21 protein-coding genes are annotated in these 22,007 nt (G+C 64.4%); 15 read left to right on the top strand and 6 right to left on the bottom strand.

Annotation, left to right across the window (positions count from 1 at the left end):
- Positions 1 to 7 precede the first annotated feature (7 nt).
- The 6 genes from LSO07_RS18715 to LSO07_RS18690 all read right to left on the bottom strand — a co-directional run bounded on the left by LSO07_RS18715 (position 8) and on the right by LSO07_RS18690 (position 8,559).
- Positions 8 to 1,213: a type II secretion system F family protein gene (locus LSO07_RS18715; RefSeq protein ID WP_151096248.1), complete on the bottom strand. Its 1,206-nt coding sequence runs from the start codon at positions 1,211 to 1,213 to the stop codon at positions 8 to 10.
- Complete coding sequence (locus LSO07_RS18710; RefSeq protein ID WP_034781094.1) at positions 1,213 to 2,916, bottom strand: GspE/PulE family protein; 1,704 nt, start codon at positions 2,914 to 2,916, stop codon at positions 1,213 to 1,215. Before LSO07_RS18710 ends, LSO07_RS18715 begins: the two co-directional genes overlap by 1 nt.
- A gap of 7 nt (positions 2,917 to 2,923) precedes the next feature.
- Positions 2,924 to 4,345, bottom strand: a complete 1,422-nt coding sequence (locus tag LSO07_RS18705) for a tetratricopeptide repeat protein (RefSeq protein WP_151096247.1) — start codon at positions 4,343 to 4,345, stop codon at positions 2,924 to 2,926.
- On the bottom strand, positions 4,342 to 6,306 hold the full coding sequence (locus LSO07_RS18700; RefSeq protein ID WP_151096246.1) for a type II secretion system protein GspD: 1,965 nt from the start codon (positions 6,304 to 6,306) through the stop codon (positions 4,342 to 4,344). Before LSO07_RS18700 ends, LSO07_RS18705 begins: the two co-directional genes overlap by 4 nt.
- 106 nt (positions 6,307 to 6,412) lie before the next feature.
- Positions 6,413 to 7,834, bottom strand: coding sequence for an ExeA family protein (locus LSO07_RS18695; RefSeq protein ID WP_225317352.1), 1,422 nt, complete (start codon positions 7,832 to 7,834; stop codon positions 6,413 to 6,415).
- The gene (locus tag LSO07_RS18690; protein ID WP_151096245.1) at positions 7,831 to 8,559 is read right to left on the bottom strand and encodes an ABC transporter ATP-binding protein; all 729 of its coding nucleotides are present in this window, start codon (positions 8,557 to 8,559) and stop codon (positions 7,831 to 7,833) included. Before LSO07_RS18690 ends, LSO07_RS18695 begins: the two co-directional genes overlap by 4 nt.
- Before the next feature lie 207 nt (positions 8,560 to 8,766).
- On the opposite strand from LSO07_RS18690, the gene LSO07_RS18685 reads away from it, so the two are divergent.
- The 15 genes from LSO07_RS18685 (at position 8,767) to LSO07_RS18615 (ending at position 21,994) form a co-directional block, all read left to right on the top strand.
- A complete protein-coding gene (locus LSO07_RS18685; protein ID WP_034781098.1) occupies positions 8,767 to 10,470 on the top strand; it encodes a GspE/PulE family protein in 1,704 nt (567 codons plus the stop codon).
- A gap of 1 nt (position 10,471) precedes the next feature.
- Complete coding sequence (locus LSO07_RS18680) at positions 10,472 to 11,707, top strand: type II secretion system F family protein (RefSeq protein WP_034781100.1); 1,236 nt, start codon at positions 10,472 to 10,474, stop codon at positions 11,705 to 11,707.
- Positions 11,707 to 12,213 carry a type II secretion system protein gene (locus LSO07_RS18675; protein ID WP_151096244.1) on the top strand — a complete coding sequence of 169 codons (507 nt, stop codon included), beginning with the start codon at positions 11,707 to 11,709 and terminating at the stop codon, positions 12,211 to 12,213. Before LSO07_RS18680 ends, LSO07_RS18675 begins: the two co-directional genes overlap by 1 nt.
- 32 nt (positions 12,214 to 12,245) lie before the next feature.
- A complete protein-coding gene (locus LSO07_RS28395; RefSeq protein ID WP_269450098.1) occupies positions 12,246 to 12,764 on the top strand; it encodes a pilin in 519 nt (172 codons plus the stop codon).
- Between the two features lie 45 nt (positions 12,765 to 12,809).
- Positions 12,810 to 13,469 (top strand): pilus assembly FimT family protein, encoded by a 660-nt coding sequence (locus LSO07_RS18665; protein WP_225317351.1) that lies wholly within the window; start codon positions 12,810 to 12,812, stop codon positions 13,467 to 13,469.
- Complete coding sequence (locus tag LSO07_RS18660; protein ID WP_151096243.1) at positions 13,459 to 14,016, top strand: type IV pilus modification PilV family protein; 558 nt, start codon at positions 13,459 to 13,461, stop codon at positions 14,014 to 14,016. The genes LSO07_RS18665 and LSO07_RS18660 overlap by 11 nt, the downstream gene beginning before the upstream one ends.
- Positions 14,013 to 14,915, top strand: coding sequence for a prepilin-type N-terminal cleavage/methylation domain-containing protein (locus LSO07_RS18655; protein ID WP_151096242.1), 903 nt, complete (start codon positions 14,013 to 14,015; stop codon positions 14,913 to 14,915). The genes LSO07_RS18660 and LSO07_RS18655 overlap by 4 nt, the downstream gene beginning before the upstream one ends.
- Positions 14,912 to 15,364 carry an agglutinin biogenesis protein MshP gene (locus LSO07_RS18650; RefSeq protein ID WP_151096241.1) on the top strand — a complete coding sequence of 151 codons (453 nt, stop codon included), beginning with the start codon at positions 14,912 to 14,914 and terminating at the stop codon, positions 15,362 to 15,364. Before LSO07_RS18655 ends, LSO07_RS18650 begins: the two co-directional genes overlap by 4 nt.
- Positions 15,365 to 15,495: 131 nt before the next feature.
- Positions 15,496 to 16,455 carry an agglutinin biogenesis protein MshI gene (locus LSO07_RS18645; protein ID WP_099388077.1) on the top strand — a complete coding sequence of 320 codons (960 nt, stop codon included), beginning with the start codon at positions 15,496 to 15,498 and terminating at the stop codon, positions 16,453 to 16,455.
- Positions 16,452 to 17,114, top strand: coding sequence for a PilN domain-containing protein (locus tag LSO07_RS18640; protein WP_151096240.1), 663 nt, complete (start codon positions 16,452 to 16,454; stop codon positions 17,112 to 17,114). Before LSO07_RS18645 ends, LSO07_RS18640 begins: the two co-directional genes overlap by 4 nt.
- Positions 17,114 to 17,797, top strand: coding sequence for a type II secretion system protein GspM (gene gspM, locus LSO07_RS18635; RefSeq protein ID WP_151096239.1), 684 nt, complete (start codon positions 17,114 to 17,116; stop codon positions 17,795 to 17,797). Before LSO07_RS18640 ends, gspM begins: the two co-directional genes overlap by 1 nt.
- On the top strand, positions 17,782 to 18,171 hold the full coding sequence (locus LSO07_RS18630) for an MSHA biogenesis protein MshK (protein ID WP_151096238.1): 390 nt from the start codon (positions 17,782 to 17,784) through the stop codon (positions 18,169 to 18,171). The genes gspM and LSO07_RS18630 overlap by 16 nt, the downstream gene beginning before the upstream one ends.
- Before the next feature lie 38 nt (positions 18,172 to 18,209).
- Complete coding sequence (gene mshL / locus LSO07_RS18625; protein ID WP_151096237.1) at positions 18,210 to 19,997, top strand: pilus (MSHA type) biogenesis protein MshL; 1,788 nt, start codon at positions 18,210 to 18,212, stop codon at positions 19,995 to 19,997.
- On the top strand, positions 19,998 to 20,903 hold the full coding sequence (locus tag LSO07_RS18620) for an ExeA family protein (RefSeq protein WP_034781117.1): 906 nt from the start codon (positions 19,998 to 20,000) through the stop codon (positions 20,901 to 20,903).
- 17 nt (positions 20,904 to 20,920) lie between these two features.
- The gene (locus LSO07_RS18615) at positions 20,921 to 21,994 is read left to right on the top strand and encodes a tetratricopeptide repeat protein (RefSeq protein ID WP_225317350.1); all 1,074 of its coding nucleotides are present in this window, start codon (positions 20,921 to 20,923) and stop codon (positions 21,992 to 21,994) included.
- The last annotated feature ends 13 nt before the right edge of the window (positions 21,995 to 22,007 follow it).

Below are 22,007 nucleotides of genomic sequence, written 5' to 3'. Positions count from 1 at the left end.
TCGAATCTCAAGTTTTGATCGTGCTGATGGTGTCGTAGATCGGCCCCAGTACCGACAGCATGATCCAGCCCAGCAGCAAGCCCAGGATGACCGTCATGGCCGGCTCGATCATGGCTTGCACTTTTTCAATCAATTCCTTCACTTCGCGGTTGTAAAAGTAGCTGACATTGCGCAAGGCCGTGTCCAGCGAACCCGTTGCCTCGCCCACCTTCAGCATGCGGATCACCAGCGGCGGGAAGATCCCCGTGTGCTGGAAGGCGGCGGTCACGCCGTAACCCTCGCCGATCAGCTGCGCGGCGCGGCGCAGGCCGGCCGCCACCACCTGGTTGCCGGCGATGCCTTCGGACAGGCGGATGCATTCGAGTATCGTGATGCCGGAGGCATACATCAGGGCAAAAAACGTGGCGAAGCGGGCCAGGATGATCTTGTGCAGCACGGGGCCGACCAGCCACAGCCGTAGCTTCAAGCCATCCCACGCATAACGGGCCGCCTCGCTGCGGCGGATGAGCGCGCGCAGGCCGAAAAACAGCAGCACGGGCAAGGCCAGCAGCAGATACCAGTAATCGATGAACACATTCGAGACAAAGATCAGCACGCGCGTATGCAGCGGCAGCTCGCCGCCCATGTTGCGGATGAACGCCGTCAGCTGGGGCACCAGATAGATCATCAGGAAAAACGTCACGGCCGCCACGACGATGGCCACGATGACGGGGTACATGACGATCTTGCGCGTCTGCGAGGCCAGCTCATCCTGCCATTTCAAACTTTCCGACAGGTTCTTGAAGACGTCGGCGATCCTGCCGCTCTGTTCGCCCGCCAGGATCAGGCTGGTGAATGTGGCGTCGAAGATGTCGCCATGCTGGGCCAGTGCGCCCGACAGGGGCAAGCCGCCCTCGATGCTTTCGATCAGATCCGTGACGACTTCGCGCAGGCGCGGGTGGTCCGTGCTTTCGCGCAAGTCGTTCAAGCCTTCCAGGATGGGCACGCCCGCGCCCGTCAATTGCTCCATGTGGAAGCAGAAATTGATCAGGTCGCGGCGGTGGATGATCCGCTTGCCCAGCAACACCAGGTACTGGCCCGTGATCTTGCAGTCGATCAAGTCGAGCTGCATGCGGTGCAGGCGCGCTTCCAGGTCCTGCACGTTGGCCGCCTCCATGCTGCCGGGAATCAATGCGCCGCTGGCATCCATGGCGCGGTAGACATATTGCGCCATCAGGCCAGCCTTTCCGTCAGGTCGACCACGCGGCCCACTTCTTCCAGTGTGGTGACGCCTTCGAGCACGCGGCGCATGCCGTCGTCGACGATGCCCTTGAAGCCGGCCGCGCGCGCCGCGTTCTTCAGTTCGCGGCTGCTGGCGCGGCGCGCCGTCAACTCATCGAGTTCGGCCGTCATCTTGAGGATTTCCATGATCGCCAGGCGGCCCTTGTAGCCCTGATGCGCGCAGCGCTCGCAGCCCACGGCGCGGCAGATGGAGACGGGCGCCTCATCCGTGGCCAGGCCCAGCAGGCGGCGCTCGACGTCGTCGGCAATGACGGTTTCCTTGCAATGCGGACACAAACGCCGCACCAGGCGCTGCGCCACGATGCCGATGATGTTGCCGGCCATGATGTCGGGCAGGATGCCGATGTCGAGCAGGCGCGCGACGGAACCGATGGCCGAGCTCGTATGAAGGGTGGAATACACCTGGTGGCCCGTCATGGCGGCTGCAAAGGCCATTTCCGCCGTTTCGCGGTCGCGGATCTCGCCCACCAGGATGATGTCCGGGTCTTGCCGCATCATCGAGCGGATGCCGTCGGCAAAGCCCAGCTTGACGGATTCGTTGACGGAGGTCTGGCGTATCATGTTCATCGGATACTCGACCGGGTCCTCCAGGGTCATGATGTTGACGCTTTCCGTATTGATATGGTTGAGTATCGAATACAGGGTGGTGGTCTTGCCGCTGCCCGTCGGGCCTGTCACGAGGATCACGCCGTCGGGGCGTGCAATCATCAGTTTCAACAAGTTCAGTTCCGCGTCGGCCAGGCCCAGGGCGTCCAGCGGGACGATGCCTTTTTGCCGGTCCAGCACCCGCAGCACGACGTTTTCGCCATGCGTGGTGGGCTGCGCCGAGGCGCGGAAGTCGATTTGCCGCCCGGAAAACTTGATGCTGATGCGGCCATCCTGCGGCGCGCGCGCCTCGGCGATATTCATGTTCGACATCACCTTCAGGCGCACGGCCATGGCCGGCCAGTACGATTTGTGCAGGCTGCGGATCTGACGCAGGATGCCGTCGATGCGGTAGCGGATGCGCAGGAACGACTGTTCCGGCTCGAAATGGATGTCCGAGGCGCCGTTCTGCACGGCATCGGCCAGCAGCGCATCGATCAGGCGCACCATGGGCTGGCTGTACTCGTCCGATGGCGAGGCCATGCTTTGATAGCTGACTTCGCCCGTTTCGATTTCGTGCAGGATGCCGTCGATCGACAGCTCGAAACCATAGTACTGGTCGATGGCGCGCGAAATGTCCGATTCGTTGACGAGCACGGTGGAAATCGTGATGCCCTTGACCAGCATGGCGCTGATCTGGTCGAGCGCCACGATGTTGCTCGTGTCGGCCATGGCCAGGATCAGGTTGTCCGCCTGCCGTTCATACACGATGGGAAACACGCGGTAGCGCTTGGCCACGTCCTTCGGGATCAGTTTCAGGGCAATGGCGTCGACCACCAGGCTGGACAGATCCGCGCTGACCTGTTTCAGGTTTTCGCTGAGGGCCTCGCGCACGGTGGCTTCCGTCACAAAACCCAGGGTGATCAGCAGCTTGCCCAGCGGTTCGCTGCTGCGCCGCTGCTCGATCAGGGCGATGCGAAGCTGGTCTTCGCTGATCACGCCTTTCTGGATCAGCAGCTTGCCGAGGGGAAGTTTTGCCTGTTCTGCCATGTGATGCTTATTCCTGACGGGGTGTGATGATGGCCGGCTCGGCCGCTGCCGCGGGGGACGCCAGTTCACGCAAACGCGTTTGCACGACGGCCTGGTCGAAGGCGGCGGGCGTCGTTTGCGCCAGTGTCAGGGCGCGCTGGTAATACGTGGCGGCCAGCCGGGGCTGGTTCAGCCGGTCCAGGCCCACGGCCAGGTTGAACGCATAGTCGGGATTGCCGGGCGCGGCGCCGTAGGCGCGGAAAAATTGCTGTTGCGCTTCGTTCCAGCGGCGCTGCTTGGCGTACACATTGCCCAATGCAAACAGCACGGGGGCGCTGTCGGGGCTGCGCGCCAGGATGGCTTTCAATTTTGCCTCGCTGAGCGCCACGTCGCCCTGGCGCAGCCCGATCAGGCCGGCCAGCGCCTCTCCATCGTCGGGATTGATTTCCAGCAAACGCACGTACAGCGCCGCCGCCTGCGCGCCCTGGTGCTCGCGCAAGGCCACGGCAGCCAGGCCCAGCAGCGCGTCGCGGTTGGTGGCATCCTGCCGCAACACGGTTTCATATTGCTGACGAGCAGAACCCAGCTGGCCCCCGTTGAAGGCTTGGTAGGCTTGCTGCACGCCGGGGTTGATTTGCGGCGCGGCGACACTGCGCTGCACCTGGATCTGGCTATTGTCGGGCGCCGCCACGGGCGGCAGGCTGGGCGGTGCGGGCGGCGCCATCTGCGCCAGCTGCGCCGCCACGGCGGCCTGGGCCGCCGCCTGTATCATCGCCTGCTGTTCCGCAGCACCTGTTTGCTGGCGCGTGTCGCGCGGATAGTCGGGCGGCAGTGCGGTGGGCGTCATGGCGTCGGGCGGCGCGGCACCCGTTGCCGGCACCACCAGCACGGGGCCGGCAACGCCGGTTGTGCCCGGAGCGTCCGTCAGCGGCATGGGCACGCCGGGCAGGCTGGCGCCCGCGCCGGGGCTGGTGCTGGCGCGCCAGTACCAATATCCCATGGAACCTGCCACCACCAGCAATATCGCCAGCAGCACGGCCAGGCGCACGGTGGCCGGATCGACGCTGATGGGCCCCGTGGGGCCTTTCGGCGGCGGATTGCTGCGGCTGGCGCGTGGCCGGGCGGGCGGCGGTTCGGGGCGCGCGCGCGGCGGCTCGGGAGGCGGGCCAGGCTGCGCGCCCTGCTGTGAGCCGGGCTGCGGATCTGGCTGGGCCGCATTCTGCGCCGGCTGCGGCGCGGGCGCGTCCGCCAGCGGTTCCAGGCGCAAGGTGCTTGGCGGCTGCACGGTCGCTGGCGCTGGCGCTGGCGCGGGACGGGGCGGCAGGGCGTCGGCCGGCGCCAGTTCCAGTACCTGGTCGTAGGCTTCGGACGGCTTTTCCAGCTCCTCGTCGGAAAGGCTGTTCTGTTTGGCGCGCTCGGCTTTCTTGAGCGCCTGCATCAGCAAGCTCATGGGAAGTCTCCCTGCAGGCGCGCCTGCGGCCGGACGGCCGGCGCCGGCGGGCCATCCGTGTATGGCTGGCTGTTGAGCGGCGCCTGGCCGGGCAGCAAGTAGCGGTAGTCGCGGTAATCGCCCTCGACGCTGGCATCCTTGACCACGACGGGGCGCATGAAGATCACCAGCTCCGTCTTGCTGCTTGCCTCATTGCGGTAGGTAAACAGATTGCCCACGACTGGCAGGCTGGACAGGCCAGGCACGCCATCCTTGGCGTTGTCGACGGAATCCTGCATCAGGCCGCCCATCACGGCGATCTGGCCATTGCCCACTTTCATGATCGATTCCAGCTCGCGCGCCTGGATCACGGGCACGCGGCTGATCACGCTGGCGAGGGCCGGATTCGGGTCTTGCACATAGCCCACGATGCGCGTGATGGTGGGACGCACGTTCAGGGTGACTTCATCGCTGTCGGAAATCTGCGGCGTGACGCTCATGACGAAGCCGACGGGCACCGTTTCCAGTTTCGACTCATAGGTGGCCGGCGTGGTGATGGTGCCTGTCGAGCTGATCACGGCAGGCGTCACCTTGATGGTAAAGAAGACATTGTTGTCGACCACTTTCAGCATGGCCGTTTGATTGTTCAGCACACTGATCTTCGGACTGGACAGTACTTTCACCTTGCCGAACGATTCGAGCAGCTGGATGGTGGTGGAAAAACTGTCTTTCAGATAATTGAGCAGGAAGATGCCGGGCGTGGCGTTCGGCGTGACGCCGCTGGACAGGGCCGCCGTGCCCACTTGTCCCTGGCGCAGCTGCAGGCTGCCCGTCAGGCGCGCCCAGTTGATGCCTTGCTGGTATTCATTGCTCAGGCGCACTTCAATGATGGTTGCCTCGATCAGCACTTGCCGCTTGGCGCTGTGCAACACGGCGTCGAGGAATTCCGCGATCTTTTCATGCTGGCGCCCCGTGGCCCGCACGGCGATCAAGCCGCCTTCCACATTCACGACGACGGACGAGGGGCTGCCCTTATTGGCCAGTTTTAACAGCGGCATGCCGTTTGCGTCCAGCGGCTGGCCAGGCGTGGCGTTCTGGCTGGCCCCCTGCTGGCCCGGCGCAGATTGACCTCCATTCGGATTGCCATTCTGGTTGCCATACTGCATCGGCGGCTGGGCGCCGTACTGGCCAGTCGCACCGACGGCAGGGACGTTGCCGGCCTGGTTCTGCTGCTGTCCTTGCTGCCCTTGCTGGCCGGGCATGGTCGTCAATTGCTGGTTCAGCTGCGCCAGCGGGTCCACCTGCACGTCGTTGAGCGTGGTTTCGCGCAGCAGGTCGCGGATATTCTTTTCCAGGCTGTACCAGAAATTATTTTCCGAACGATTCACGACCAGGGTGGTCGAATTGTTATTGCCGTTGCCGCCACTGCCCTGCGTGTTGCCAACGGGGTTGCTGGCATTGTTCGACCCGCCGCCTGCCGTGGAAATTTGCGTGGCGATATTCACGCTGCTGTTGGTGCTGCGCGCCATGTTGACGTAATCGACCTTGTAATTGCGCCATACGGGCGCGTCGGGCAACACCGTCAGGTTCTTGCCATCGATTTCGTAGCGCATGTCGACTTGCTTGCCGATGCGCGCCAGCAGTTGCGGCAGGGTCTGGTTCAGCGCATTCAGGGTGACGCTGCCTTCGATCTGCGGGTGGATATCGATATTCATGCCCGCGTCGCGCGCCAGGGCAAACAGCAGCGATTGCACGGGCACCTTGTGCACGGTGACGCTGTAGGTTTCCATTTTGGGCGCCGGCAGGGGCGCGGCCAGTGCGCTGCTTTGCTGCACAGGTTCGGGAATGACGCCGGCCGGGAGGGGCGCGGCATTGATGTGGGCAGGCGACAGCGGCGTTTGATGCGTGGCGCAGCCGGACAGCATGGTGCTGCAGGCGAGGGCGACCCAGGAGGCCAGCACAGGAATAGGGTGTTGATTCATGAAAAGTTCGCCCTTGAAGTCGTGTTGTGCTTTTGTAATTTTACCCAGCATGATCGCCTAAAAGCAATCGCTGTGCGTGCCCGGGAGGCAATATACCGAAATAAAGTCAGGGGGCGCCACGCCTTGTTTGTGGCGGCGCTGCGGCTTTCATTTCCGTGCGGATACTATCTATGTCGCTCAGCAATATTTTCTGCGGCGACGTGGGCGCCAGCCTGGCCCACACGGCTTCGGCGCTGGCCCGGTCGGCGAAGCTGCCGTAGACGATGACCAGGCGCGCGGCGGCATTTGAGGGGGCTGCGCCAGACAAGCGAAATACGTGGAGGTCGTGCAGGCCGATGGCTTGCTGCGCCTGCTGCAGGAAGCTTTCCGCCGCGGCCTTTTCGGTGGCGGGCAGGCTGGCAATTTGCAGCACCAGTTGCTGCGGCCTTTGCTTTGCCAGCCAGTCGCGCGATTCGGCCAGCTTGCTGTCGAGCAGCGTGGGCTGCAATGGCGGCGGCGTGCGCGCAACGGTTGCCTGGAGCGCGCTTGCGGCTGCGTCGGCGGGCGCGGCGCGGCGCATCTGACCCTGGTTGCTCGTCAGCCATTGCCACAGCAGAGCAAAGGCCAGCAGCAGCATCAGCGCGCTCAAGACGCCCGCAAGCAGCTTGCCCGCGTGCCAGGGCGGACGGTGGAAGGGGCTGTCGGCAATGGCCAGGCGCACGTGGCGCGCGCTGATGTCCTGCGCATCGTCCGCAAACGCGGCCAGCAAGGACTTGTCGGCCAGGATATTGACCCTGCGCACGATGCCCTGCGCGGCGCGCGCCAGCTGGCGCAGCGCGGCTGGCGTGAAGAGCAGCGGCGCCGTGCGGCCGGCGGCGGCCAGGCGGCATGCCAGATAGTCGTCCAGCAAGGACTTCGGCAGGCGCGGCACGGTGAAACTGTGGGTGATGCGTTCCTTCAATTGGCGGTACTGGGGCAAGTCCAGCGTCTGCTGCAATTCCGGCTGGCCAAACAGGACGATCTGCAGCAGCTTGTGGCTGGCCGTTTCCAAATTCGTCAGCAGGCGCAGCGCTTCCAGGGTGGCGCCCGGCATGGCTTGCGCCTCCTCTGCCAGCAGCACCACCTGGCGTCCCGCCGCATGCCGGGCGATCAGCTCGCCGTGCAGGGCGTGCAGCACGGCATCGGCGCGGCATCCGTCCAGCGCCAGGCCCAGTTCGGCGGCGATGGCGTGCAGGACGTCATCCGGTTCCAGGCGGGGATTGAGCAAATACAGCACGTCGACCTGGGGCGGCAGGCGTTCGGCCAGCATGCGGCACAGCATGGTCTTGCCGCTGCCCACTTCGCCCGTCAGCTTGATGATGCCTTCGCCTTGCGTGACGGCATACAGCAGCGCATCGAGCAGTTCGCCCCGGGTATTGCCCGCATAAAAGAAGGCCGGGTCCGGCGTGATGCCGAACGGCGCCGTGCGCAAGCCGAAATGGCGCAGATACATGCCGTGCGGGGAGGGGGCGTAAGGCCGTCCGGGCGGCGCAGAGAGCGGGGCGTTCATGCCGCGATGCAATTGAGGAAAGCCTGTTCCAGGCTGGCGTCGGTCGCGCCGCCATGGCGCGCGCGGCATTCGGCTGGCGTGCCCGTAAATACGATGCGGCCCGCATGCAGGATGGCCATGCGGTCGCACAATTCTTCCACGTCGGCCAGCGCATGCGAGGTGAGCAGCGCGCCGCGGCCCTGCGCGCGCGCTTGCCGCAGCACTTGCTTGAACTGTGCGCGCGCCTTCGGATCGAGTCCGCTCATCGGTTCGTCCAGCACCAGTTGCGGCTTGCCCGACAGCAAGCAGGCGGCCAGCCCCAGTTTCTGCATCATGCCTTTCGAATAGTCGCGCGCGGGGCGCAGCAAGGCGTCCGGCGCCAGGTCCAGCGCGTCCAGGGCTTGCTGTTCGGCGTGCGCATCGGGGCGCACATGGTGCAGGCGCGCCAGGTAGCGCAGGAAGTCGCCACCCGTCAGGTAATACGGCGCCTGGAAACGTTCCGGCAGAAAACACAGGGGCTGGCGCGCCGCGCCGTGGCGGTGCGTCTGGCCGAAAATGGCGATCTCGCCCCGCTCCGGCATGCAAAAGTCGAGCAGGCATTTCAGCAGGGAAGTCTTGCCCGCGCCATTCACGCCGACCAGGCCGAACAGTTCCCCCGCGCGCACCTGCAGATCGACGCCGCGCAGCACGGCGCTGCCCGCCAGCTGCAGATGCACGTTGTGGAATTCGATGGCGCAGGCGTTCATAGGGGTAATAGTCGGCAGCAAGACGGGGAATGACCCCCATTATTGCCATGGGCGCAGGTGGGCGGCAAGTGTTTCCTTGCGGAGTGTTGAAATGCGCAAAAATCAAACGATGGAATATATTTTCTTTAAGAAACAACAGGTTCTGGAATAAAATACTCCCGCGCGCCGCTGGCGTGCAGCGTCTGAAGAATTTGTCGAGGAGCAAGCATGGCAAGGCCAGAGAAAGTCCGGCTCGGTGAAATTTTGGTGCAGCAGAAATTGCTGACGGAAGAACAGTTGGGCCAAGCCTTGACGGAACAGAAGCGTTCGGGACGCAAGCTGGGCCGCGTTTTTGTCGAGCACGGCTTCGTCACGGAAGAGCAGATTTCGGGTGCGCTGGCGCGCCAGCTCGACATTCCCTACATCAATCTGAAGTTTTTCAACATCAATCCCGAACTGGTGCGGCTGCTGCCGGAAACCCAGGCGAGGCGCTTCCGCGCGCTGGTGCTGGAAGACCGCCGCGAGGGCTTGCTGGTCGGCATGTCCGATCCGACCGACCTGTTTGCGTACGATGAAATCTCGCGCCTGGTCAAGCGCCATATCGAGCTCGCTGTCGTCAATGAAACGGAAGTGCTGGCCGCCATCGACCGCATCTACCGCCGTACGGAGGATATCTCCACCCTGACGCGCGAGCTGGAGCAGGACCTGGGCGACGTTTCCGTCGACTTCGGCGCACTGGCCGCCAATCCGGGCCTGGAAGAGGCGCCCATCGTCAAGCTGCTGCAATCCGTGTTCGAGGATGCCACGCAGGTGCGCGCCTCGGACATCCACATCGAGCCGCAGGAAGGCCGGCTGCAGATCCGCTTCCGCATCGACGGCGTGCTGCACCTGCAGACGGAAGCGGACAGCAAGATCGCCAGTTCGCTGGCGCTGCGCCTGAAGCTGATGTCGGACCTCGACATTTCCGAAAAACGCCTGCCGCAGGATGGCCGCTTCGCCATCCGCGTGAAAAACCAGCGCATCGACGTGCGTATTTCCACCATGCCGACGCAGTACGGCGAATCGGTGGTGATGCGCTTGCTGAACCAGGGCGGCACGACCTTGCGCCTGGACGCCATCGGCATGCCGCCTGCGCTGGTGGCGCAATTTCGCGCCATCGTCAGCCGTCCGAACGGCCTCGTGCTGGTGACGGGGCCGACCGGCAGCGGCAAGACGACGACTTTGTACTGCGCCTTGTCCGAGCTCAATTCCGTGGAAAAAAAGCTCATCACGGTGGAAGACCCCGTCGAGTACCGCTTGCCCGGCATTAACCAGGTGCAAGTCAATGACAAGATCGAGCTGAACTTCGCACGCGTGCTGCGCTCGGCCTTGCGGCAGGATCCCGACATCGTGCTCGTCGGCGAGATGCGCGACCAGGAGACGGCGCAAATCGGCCTGCGCGCCGCCATGACGGGCCACTTGGTGCTGTCGACCCTGCATACGAACGACGCCATCAGCACGCCGCTGCGCCTGATGGACATGGGCGTGCCCCGCTACATGGTGGGCAGCTCGCTGCAAGCCGTGCTGGCGCAGCGCCTGGTGCGCGTGATCTGCGAAAGCTGCAGTACGCCGTACGCGCCCACGCCGAACGAATACGAATGGCTGCGCCTGGAACTGGGCGAGCTGGTCGAGCGCAACCAGTATTTCCACGGCAAGGGCTGCTCGCATTGCAACGGCATGGGTTACCGGGGCCGCACGGGCGTGTACGAATTGCTGGAAATCACGCGCGCCGTGGCTGACGCCGCCAACCATGCCGATCCTTCCCACTTCATGAAGGTGGCGACGGCGCAGATGGCGGGCGAAACCCTGCGCCGCCACGCCGTGCAGCTGGTGGTGCAAGGCCGTACGACGGTGATGGAAGCGATGCGCATCAGCAACCAGAGCGAGGATTGAGGTGCCGTTTTTCTCCTACAAGGCGCGCAGCGCCAGTGGCGAACTGCTGACCGGTGTGATGGAAGGCGCCGACAGCGGCGCCGTGGCCGACCAGTTGATGGCGGGCGGCAGCACGCCCGTCGACATCAGCGCCACCAGGCAGACAGTGACGAAGGCCGGCGCCAACCAGCTGGGCTGGTGGGCCAGGCTGACCGAGAAAAAAGTCACGCCCATGGATGTGCAGCTGTTCAGCCGCCAGCTGTACACCCTGCTCAAGGCGGGTGTGCCCATCATGCGTGGCCTGGCCGGCTTGCAGGAGTCCGCCATCAGTCCCGCGTTCGGGCGCATCATCAAGGATGTGCGCGAGTCGCTCGACGCGGGCCGCGAACTGTCGGCCGCCATGGCGCGCCATCCCGCCATCTTCACGCCGTTTTATCTGTCGATGGTACGCGTGGGTGAAATGACGGGGCGCCTCGACGAAGTATTCCTGCGCCTGTTCGACCACCTGGAATTCGACCGCGACATGCGCGCGCGCGTGAAAACGGCGACGCGCTACCCGACCTTCGTCGTCTTCGCCATGCTCGCTGCCATGGTGGTGGTGAATATCTTCGTCATTCCCCAGTTCGAGAAGGTGTTTGCCAGTTTCCATGCGGAACTGCCCTTGATGACGCGCATCCTGATCGGCACCTCGCGCTTTACGGTGACGTACTGGCCCATCTTGCTGATGCTGGGCGTGGGCGGCTTTTTCGGCTGGCGCGCCTGGCTGCGCACGAAAGAGGGTCTGTATAAATGGGACCGCGCCAAGCTGCGCCTGCCGATCGCCGGCAAGATCATCCTGAAGGGCACGATGGCCCGCTTCGCGCGCAGTTTTGCCCTGTCGAGCACTAGCGGCGTGCCTATCGTGCAGGCCCTGACGGTGGTGTCGCAAACGGTCGACAACACGTATCTGAGCGCGCGCGTGGAGCAGATGCGCGACGGCGTCGAGCGGGGCGAAAGCATCCTGCGCACCTCGGTGGCGGCCGGCGTGTTTACGCCCGTGGTGCTGCAGATGATCGCCGTGGGCGAGGAATCCGGTTCGCTCGACGACCTGATGGACGAGATCGCCGACATGTACGAGCGCGAGGTCGATTACGAGCTGAAGACCCTGTCGGCGCAGATCGAGCCGATACTGATCGTCTTCCTCGGCGCCATGGTGCTGGTGCTGGCGCTGGGCATCTTCCTGCCGATCTGGGACCTGGGCCGGGCGGCCCTGCACTGATGAGAAAACCGCTCCGCCAGCGCGGTTTTACGCTGTTCGAGCTGGCGGTGGTGGCGGGCGTGTTCGCCATCCTGATGGCGGTATTCCTGAACCGGGTCAGCTATTACCAGCAACAGGCGCAGCAGGTGGCCGTGGCGCAGATGCTCGGCGTCTTGCGAACCAGTTTGCGGGTGCAGGTGCTGCATTTATATCTGGCGGACCGGCGCGACAGGATGCCGGCGCTGGCGCGGCAAAACCCGTTCGACTGGCTGGCCGACAAGCCGGCCAACTACCTGGGCGAGTTCGCGCAGGCGGACCTTGAAAAATTGCCGACAGGGAATTGGTTATACGACAAAAAAGAACAAAAAATCATCTATTTGTTTAGTAAAGGCAATATTTTTCCCACTACAGGGGTTGATGCAGTGAAATTTAAGGTAACCTTGCCGGGTGCAGACGCCGATCTTGACAAGCTCGCCCAGGAGCCCGATATCGTGGTGTGGAAAGCGCCGGAATCGGCAGCAAACTGACGCGCTTCCTGGTCCGGTGCAGCGACAGTTTCATGGCGTTGGTTTTGAAGTTTTTTTATTTGATTTTGGAGAAAGCAAGAATGAACAAGTCTTTACGTAGTATGAAAAGCGGCGCCCAGGCAGGTTTTACCCTGATCGAATTGATCGTCGTCATCGTCATCCTCGGCATCCTGGCCGCCACGGCGATTCCTAAATTTATCGACATGTCGACCGATGCGCGCGTGGCCAAGATGCACGCTGCCGCTGGCGCCATCAAGGCGGGAGCTGCGCTGTACCATGCGCAGTGGCTGGTCAATGCTGACCCGACCAAGACTGTCACGATGGAAGGCCAGTCGGTTACCGGGGCCAATGGTTATCCTACGGCCGATGCCGCCGGGATTGGCTTGGCCGCAGGCATCGCCAAACCGGACTATGAAATTTCCGCTACCGGTTTCGTCGTGACCCCTGATGCAGTGGCATCGCGCTCGGGATGCTCGGTTACCTATACTGCGGCTACCGCTACTGCTCCGGCAGGCACCGTCGATCTGGCATCGCCCACCACGTGTAAGTAATTTTTGGATATTCTGCAAGGAAAGCCCGGCCACGTCCGGCCTTCCTTGCGCACCACCAGCCCAACCCCAGGCGCCAGCCCGTTGGGCTTTTTTACGGGCCATCCATTGCAGCAGCCACCGACAGTCTTTCCGCATCCGCATCGTCACGCATGGCCGCCAGGCTCCCTGCGGCGTACGGCTGCGCGCGGCTTTACCTTGATCGAGCTGGTGGCCGTGCTGGTGCTGGCGGGCTTGCTGGCGACCGTTGCCGTCAACCGATTTTTCCAGCGAGACACTTTTGACGCGCGCAGTTTTGCCGACCAGGTGACGAATATCGTGCGCTACGGACAAAAGCTGGCGGTGGCGCAAAACCGCGCCGTGTTTGTGAGCATCGATGCCGACAGCGTGGCCCTGTGCTTCGATGCGGTTTGCGGCGATGTGCAGAAGGTGGTGCCGCCCACGGGCAGTAACAGCGGCAGCAAGGATACCTTGAAGTATTGCAAGACAAGCAACTGGCTGTGCGAAGGCCGTCCGGCCAGCGTCGGCATTTCTACCGATCCCGTCAATACGGCGGGTTTTTATTTCGACGCGCTGGGTAAGCCATATGCGCGCGGCGATGTGTTTCCTGCCGCATCGACCTTCCCGGCGCAGCTGAAAATCAGCATCCAGGGCGAGGGCACGCCGCGCAACGTCACGGTCGAAGGGGAGACGGGCTATGTCCATTAGCCAGCGGCGCCAGCGCGAACGCGGCGTGACCCTGATCGAACTGGTGCTGTTCATCGTCATCGTCGGCCTGGCCTCGGCCGCCATCCTGGGCGTGATGAGCATGACGACGCAACGCAGCGCCGACCCGCAGCTGCGCAAGCAGGCGCTGGCGATTGCCGAAGGCATGCTGGAAGAAATCCAGCTGGCACGTTTTACCTATTGCGATCCGCTGGACCCGGCCGCGCAAACGGCCACCAGTCCGGCCGGCTGCGCCATCCCGGAAGTGCCCGGACAGGAGACGGGCGGCACGCCGCGTCCCTTTGACAATGTCAACGATTACGTGACCGCGTATGGCACGGCCACGAATTACACGACGGATGCGCAGGGCGCCGTATGGGCTGCCGGCTCCCCCCAGGCATACGTTGCCTCCGTGGTGATCACCCAGGCAGCCCTGAACGGTTTGCCCGCCACGGAAGGCCTGCGTATCCAGGTGACCGTGCCGTATGCCGACCAGAAGATCGTGCTCGACGGCTATCGCGTGCGCTATGCGCCGAACAGTATCCCATGAAAAATTTTCTTGACGCCAGGCGCCATCCGCGCGGCTTTACCCTCGTCGAGATGGTCATCGTGATCGTCATCACGGGCATCATCGGCACCATGGTCGCCGTCTTCATCCGCGTGCCCGTGCAGGGCTATATAGATGTTGCGGCGCGCGCGGCATTGGCCGACACGGCCGATACGGCGGCGCGGCGCCTGACGCGCGACGTGCGCCTGGCCCTGCCCAACAGCGTGCGCGTGTCCAACAACGGCCTGTTCCTGGAATTGCTGCTGACCAAGACGGGCGGACGCTACCTGAGCGACAGCGACCCGGCCGGCCTGGGCAATGTGCTGAGCTTCGAGACCCCTCCCGCCCCTGGCGTTCCGGGCAGCTTTAGCGTCGTCGGCGCCATGCCCGCCAATGCGCTGGGCGCGCGCCAGGCGATCAGCGTGGGCGACCAGATCGTCGTCTACAACCTGGGGGGAGCTTACACGCCGAACGACGCCTATTCCTGCAGCGCGGCGACCGGCTGCAACCGCGCGGCAGTGACGGGCGTGGCCGGCAATGTCGTCACGCTTGGCAGCTATCCTTTCGCGACGGCGCCGGCGCCGCTGCCGTCGCCGTCGAACCGTTTCCAGGTGGTGTCGACGCCCGTGACCTATGCGTGCGATCTGGCGACCGGCACCTTGACCCGTTACGCGGGCTATGCCATCCAGGCCACCCAGCCGGTGGTGGAAAACAGCGCGCCGCTGGCGGCGGCGAATGGCGCATTGCTGGCGCGCCAGGTAACGGGGTGCGCCTTCAGCTACACCGTGCTGGCCAATGTGCAGCGGGGCCTGGTGAATATCAGCCTGAGCCTGGGCGCGGCGAACAGCAATACGGGCGTGCTGCGCCTGGTGCAACAGGTGCAGGCGAGGAACACGCCATGACGCACTTGCTGCGCCACCGCACGGGCCGCATGCGCGGTTTCAGCCTCGTCACGGCCATTTTCCTGCTGGTGGTACTGGCCGCGCTGGCGGCCGTGATGGTGAATATCTCCACCTTCCAGCAGACGGAGTCGGCCATGGACGTGCAGGGCGTGCGCGCCGAACAGGCCGCCCGCGCCGGTCTCGAATGGGGTTTGCAGAAACAGATCAGCGCGGGCCTGACCACTGGCGCGGCATGTCTCGGCGCCAGCACGTTCAGCTTGCCGGCCGGCACGACGCTGTCGGCCTTCAGCGTCACCGTGCAATGCAGCACGGCCACGGGGCCCGGCACCTTGACCAGCTGGACCATCACGGCCACGGCTTGCAACCAGCCAGGAGCCGCCGGCTGTCCGAATGCGGGCAATAACGCTGATTATGTCCAGCGCCGCCTGCAAGCCGTGTTGTCGCAGTAAGGTCAACTAGGTGAAAAAAAGATCGCTAATTTATTGTTTTTACACAATAAAGTTGGCTTCATGAATTAAAATTGGCTGGATGCATTATCTGCGCGACAAGATCGGGCAGGCACTTACACTGGATAGTTCGCATGGGTTTATTCGCAAGAGCAAAGAAGTACGATGGCTGGCTGGCCACGGCGTTTGGCCGCGAAGGCGTCAGCGCTGTCGTTGTCGAACGTCCCGCCGGCGGCATGCCGCGCGTGCGGGGCGCCAGTTACCAGGCGGCCGCGCGGCCTGCGCCAGCCGAGGTGCTGGAAAAACTGGGCAAGGAGCTGCAGGCGGCAGCGCGCCACTGCACCAGCGTGCTGGCTGGCGGCGAGTACCAGCTGCTGTCGCTGGAAGCGCCGGCCGTGCCGCGCGAAGAGCTGAAGACGGCCGTGGGCTGGCGTTTGAAAGACATGCTGGACTTTCCCCTGGCCGAGGCCACCATCGACGTGTTCGACATCCCCGGCGACCCGAACGGTACCCAGCGGGGCAGCAGCGTGTTTGCCGTCGCCGCGCGCAACAGCGCCGTGTCGCGCCGCCAGGCGCTATACGCGGAATGCAAGATCGGCCTGTCCGTGATCGATATCCCCGAGATGGCGCAGCGTAATATCGCCACCTTGCTGGAAACGCCGGGACGCGGCATCGCCGTGCTGTCTTTCGATGGCGACGGCGGCTTGCTGACCATGAGTTTCAATGGCGAACTGTACCAGGCGCGCCGCATCGACGTGACTGTGACGCAATTGCAGTCGCCCGACGCCAGCCAGTACTACGACCGCGTCACCCTGGAACTGCAGCGCTCCTTCGACCACTTCGACCGCCAGTTCCATTTCATTTCGCTGTCCCGATTGATGCTTATGACGGGCGCGGCCGATGGCTTGCACGCATATCTTGCCGACAATCTCTACATGCCCGTCGAGCAGCTGGACCTGGCCACGGTGCTGGACTTGTCGCAGGCCCCCGAGCTGCGCGACCCTGCCATGCAGGCGCGCTATTTCCTGGCCATCGGCGCAGGCTTGCGCGAGGTTGGCCTGCACCCGGGCAGGCACGAAGGGAAGGGCGCATGAGCCAGCAGATCAATCTGTTCAATCCCCAGTTTGAACTGAAAAAACACCATATGTCGGCGCGCACGGCCAGCCTGGGCCTGGGCGGCCTGGCGCTGGCGCTGCTGGCCGTGGGCGTGCTGGCCCAGCAAGCTTTGACCGGCCTGGCGCAGCGCGAAGCGGGCGTCAAGGCGGCGCTGGCGCAAGGCGAGGCGAAGCGCGACCAGATTCTGCGCGATTATCCTCCACGCAAGAAAGACCCGGCCCTGGCGCAGGAACTGGCGGCCGTCGAGGCGCAGCGCCAGTTGCTGCAGGATGCGTCAAACGTGCTGGAAAGCGGCAAGCTGGGCAATACCCGCGGCTATGCCGGCTATTTCCGCGCGCTGGCGCAGGCCAGGGTCGAGGGCGTATGGCTGACGGGTGTGGATATCGCCGGCGCCGGCAATGATTTCGGCTTGCAGGGCCGCGCCTTGCATGCGTCGCTGCTGCCCGCCTACATCACGCGCCTGGGCCAGCAGGAGGTACTGAAAGGCAAGACCTTCGCCAGCCTCGACATCGGCCAGCCCGAGCAGCCGGCCGTGGCCGAGGGCAAGACGCCTGGTCTGCCTTATATCGCGTTCAGCCTGCAATCTGCGGATCGTGCCGCCACGCCGGCAAAACCTGTTGCTGGAGGAACACGCTGATGCTGCCCTTGCTGAAGAAATGGGCCACCGCCTTCGATGCCCTCAGCCTGCGCGAGCGGCTGATGGTGTTTGGCGCCGCTGCGGCCGCCGTCCTGTTCGTGTTTTATTTCATGAGCTTCAACCCCCTGTTGGCGAAACGCGCCGCGCTGGAAGCGAGCATTGCACAAAAACAAAGCCTGTTGACCGCGACGAACAAGGAAATCGAGCTGACCATGCTCGCCCACGCCACCGATCCCGACCAGGAAGCGCGCACGCGCCTGGTGGCTTTGCAGGCGGAAACGGCGTCGCTGGCGCAGGCGCTGCGCGAGCAGCAGCATGGCCTGGTGGCGCCCGAGCGCATGGTCACCTTGCTCGAGCACTTGCTGCGCCGGCATGCCGGATTGCGCGTGGTGTCGCTGAAAACCTTGCCCGCCAGCGCCGTGGGCGTGCGCCAGGCCGATGCCGCGAACGGCGATGCCGCTGCCAAGGCACCGAGCCCGGCACCCTTGCTGCACCAGCATGGCGTGGAAGTGGTGCTGCAAGGCAGCTATGCCGACATGGTGCAATACATGCAGGCGCTGCAAGCGATGCCGACACGCGTCTTCTGGGGCGCCGCCCACCTCGATTCTGCCAGCTACCCGGGCGCCACCCTGACCCTGACCTTACATACCCTCAGCATGGACGATACATGGATCGCACTTTGACCTTCGGTCCCGCGCTGCTGGCGCCTTTCCTGGCACTGAGCCTGGCATGGCCGGGCGCGCAGGCACAGGCGCTGGACGACCCCACGCGCCCGCCGGCGGCCCTGTGGGCGCCGGCCAGTGCCGCGCCCGTCGTCGCGGCCCGGCCGCAGCTGCAATCGGTGCTCATCTCCACCCAGCCGGGCGGACGCCGCCTGGCCGTCATCGATGGCCAGACAGTCAAGGTCGGCGGCAAGGTGGGCGATGCCGTGGTGACGGAAATCCACGACACGGCCGTCGTGTTGCGGCGTGGAAAATCACTGGAAACCTTCAAGCTGTATCCGAGCAGCAAGACCGACAATAAGACCGGTCGCAAGACCGACCGCAAGCAGGAGTAGAAGAAGTGGCCAAGCAACTCAATCAACACAAGGCGAGCATGTTCAAGATCAGTACGATGGCGGCTGTCATCAGCGTCAGCCTGGGCCTGGGCGGCTGCAATGTCGCGCCCGTCAAGCGCGACACCTACAATGCGATCACCGATGCCGTCAAGGGCGCGGCGGCCACCACGGCGCCAGCGGCCCAGCCGGACGCCGTGGAAGCGGCGCTGCTGCCGCCCGTGGCGGCCCTGGCCCAGCAATTGCCGAAGGCCCGCGCGGCGCTCGACGAGCGCTTCAACGTGGCGTTCAACAATGTGCCGGCGCGCCAGTTCTTCACCTCCATCGTGGCCGGCACGCGCTACAACATGCTGGTCCATCCCGACATCGGCGGCACGATTTCCGCCAATCTGAAGGACGTGACCCTGTTCCAGGCGCTCGACGCCGTGCGCGAACTGTATGGCTACGATTACAAGGTCGAGGGCACGCAGATCTACATCAAGCCCCTGACCATGCAGACGCGTTTGTTCCACGTCAATTACCTGACGGGCGCGCGCCGCGGCAGTTCCAACCTGCGCGTCTCGTCGACGTCGGTGGGTTCGGTCGGTTCGACCAATTCCGGCGGTTCGGGCAACAGCGGAAATAGCGGCAATAACAATCAGGGCAACAACAACGAGCAGAACCAGCAAACGAATGGCGGCCAGGGCGGCCGTACCCTGGACAGCAGCAACCTGACGACTTCGTCCACGGCAGATTTCTGGCCGGAGTTGAAGGCGGCGCTGGAAGCCATCGTCGGCAGCGCCGAAGGCGGGCGGCAAGTGGTGCTCAGCCCGCAGTCGGGCGTGATCGTCATCCGCGCTATGCCGGAAGAGCTGCGCAATGTCGACATGTATTTGAAGGCCACGCAGCTGTCCGTCGACCGCCAGGTGATCCTGGAAGCGAAAATCCTCGAAGTCGAACTCAACGACAACACGCAGACGGGCATCAACTGGGCCTCGTTTGCCTCGATCAAGAGCGGCCACACGAACCGCATTTCGACGGGCTTCATCCAGCCGGGCGGCACCCTGGCGCCGCTGCCGTTCAATGGCGGCCAGCCGCCCAACATGACGAATGGCAGCGGCTTGACGGCCAGCAGCGGCTTTGGCCTCAGTTCGGCGGCGAATTCGGCCGGTTCCATGTTTGGCCTGGCTTTCCAGACGGCCAATTTTGCGGCCATGATTTCCTTCCTGGAATCGCAAGGCTCCGTGCACGTGCTGTCGAGCCCGCGCATCGCCACCATGAATAACCAGAAGGCCGTGCTGAAGATCGGTACGGACGAGTTTTACGTGACGGGCGTGTCGACCACCACGAATACGACGGCCAGCGGCGCGACGACCAGCCCCAATGTGACCTTGCAACCGTTCTTTTCCGGCGTGGTGCTGGACGTGACGCCGCAGATCGATGCGGATGGCAACATCCTCCTGCACGTGCACCCATCCGTCAGCCAGGTGTCGACCATCAGCAAGGAAATCGACTTGGGCAGCGCCGGTTCGCTGAAACTGCCGCTGGCCGCATCGAGCACGTCCGAGATGGACAGCATGGTGCGCAGCCAGGATGGCCGCATCGTCGCCATCGGCGGCCTGATGCGCCAGGCCACCACGGCGGACCGCTCGCAAGTGCCGGGCGCGGGCGATATTCCCGTGCTGGGCGCGCTGTTCCGCAACACGGGACAGGTGATCCAGAAGCGCGAACTGGTGGTGCTGATCAAGCCGACCATCGTCGATGGCGCCAATAGCTGGAACGAGGACTTGCTCGATTCGGGCAAGCGCATCGAGGCGCTCGACCCGCGCCGTCCGTCGGAGCGGCGCTAAATGTACCAGGCCCATTTCGGCTTGCGCGAGGCGCCGTTCGGCCTCACGCCCGATACCAGTTTCTTTTTCAACGGCCCGCAGTCGCAAAAGGCGCTCAACACCCTGCTGGTGGCGGCGCGCAATGGCGAGGGCTTCATCAAGATCACTGGCGAAGTGGGGACTGGTAAAACCTTTTTGTGTCGCAAGTTCATGCAATCGCTGGGGCCGGACTTCGTCACGGCCTACATCCCGAATCCGAACTTGCCGCCCCGTTCGCTGATCCTGGCGCTGGCCGACGACCTCGATGTATTGCTGGAGAAAGATGCTGATCAGCATCAATTGCTCAAATCCCTCAACTTGCGCTTGCTCAACCTGGCGGCGCAAGGCAAGCGCGTGCTGCTGTGCCTGGACGAAGCGCAGGCGATACCCGTCGACAGCCTCGAAGCGCTGCGATTGCTGACGAATTTGGAAACGGAAAAGCGCAAGCTGCTGCAGATCGTGCTGTTCGGCCAGCCGGAACTGGACGTCAAGCTGGCCCTGCCGGAAATCCGCCAGCTGGCGCAGCGCATCACCTTTCACTACCACTTGGGTCCGCTGTCGCGCGACGATGTGGATTTCTATGTGGCGCACCGCCTGCGCGTGGCCGGTTTCGATGGCGCGCGCCTGTTCAGCCGTGGCGGCGTGGGCAAGCTGTACCAGGCGTCCGGCGGTATCCCGCGCCTGATCAACATCATGGCGCACAAGGCGCTGATGGTGGCGTATGGCGAAGGGCGGCAGCAGGTGAGCGGCCGCCACGTGGCGCTGGCCGCCAGCGATACCCTGGCCAGCAAGCCGCGCCGCTTTTGGCGGAAGCCGTGGCCATGGCTGGCCGGCGCCGGCGTGCTGGCCGCCGCCTGCGGCGTGAGCTGGACTTTATTGAACCGATGACGAAGATGAGCCTGTAGATGAGCCTGATTAACAAGATGTTGCAAGACCTCGATGCCCGCGGCACTCCCGATGGACGCGGCGACGCGGCCGGCATCCGCTCCGTGCCCGAACGCGAGCGGGGCGTTTCGCGCGCGCTGGTCTTCGGCGGCGCTGCCGGCCTGACGGCCGCCGCCATCGCCCTGGGCTGGGTTTACCTGAAGCGTCCGGCCGTGCCGCCCGTGCTGGTCAGCGTGGCCAGCACGCCTGTTTTGGCTCCTGTGTCGGCTCCCGTGTCGGCCCCGGCGCCTGCCGCCGTTGCTCCCGCGCCCGCGCCCGTGCCCGTCGCGGCGGCGGAACCCGAGCCCGTGTTCCTGGCCGAGGAGGCCGCCCCCGCACCGAGCAAGGCGCGGCCCGCCGAATTGCGCCGCGTCATGGAAAAAGCCGCCAAGCCCGCCGCCGCGCCGATGGTAAGGACAGCATTGCCCGCTGCCAGCGAACGCATCATCGACGGCAAGCAAGTCACCGCGCAGCAGCGCGTGGAGAATGAATACCGGCGCGCGCTGGCCCAGTTGCAGGATGGCCGCGTCTCCGACGCCATGCTGGCCTTGCAGCAGACCCTGCAGATGGACCCGCGCCACCAGGGCGCGCGCGAAACCCTGGTGCGCCTGCTGCTCGAAGCGCAGCGCCCGGACGAGGCAGCCCGCCAGCTGCAGCTGAGCCTGGCGCTGGACCCGAAACAGCCGGCGCAAGCCATGATGCTGGCCCGTTTGCAGCTGGACAAGACCAGCGGCGGTGCGGCGGCCCTCGATACCTTGACGCGCAGCCTGCCGTACGCCAGCGACAGCGGCGAATACCATGCCTTCCTGGCCGGCGTGCTGCAGCGCGAACAGCGCTACCGTGAAGCGTCCGAGCACTACCAGCAGGCCCTGCAGACGGCGCCCGACAACAGCGTCTGGTGGATGGGCCTCGGCATCGCCCTGCAAGCCGATAACCACCCGGCCCAGGCGCGCCAGGCGTTCGAGCGCGCCAAGGGCTTGCAAACTTTATCTCCCCAGTTGCAGGCGTTTGTCGAGCGCAAGCTGGTGCAGCTGACGGCGGCGACGGCGAAGTAACTTTTACCTCAAA

The sequence above is a fragment of the Janthinobacterium sp. PLB04 genome (assembly GCF_021165895.1).
Taxonomy (GTDB): domain Bacteria; phylum Pseudomonadota; class Gammaproteobacteria; order Burkholderiales; family Burkholderiaceae_D; genus Janthinobacterium; species Janthinobacterium lividum.
This window is presented reverse-complemented; position numbering and strand designations above follow the sequence as displayed.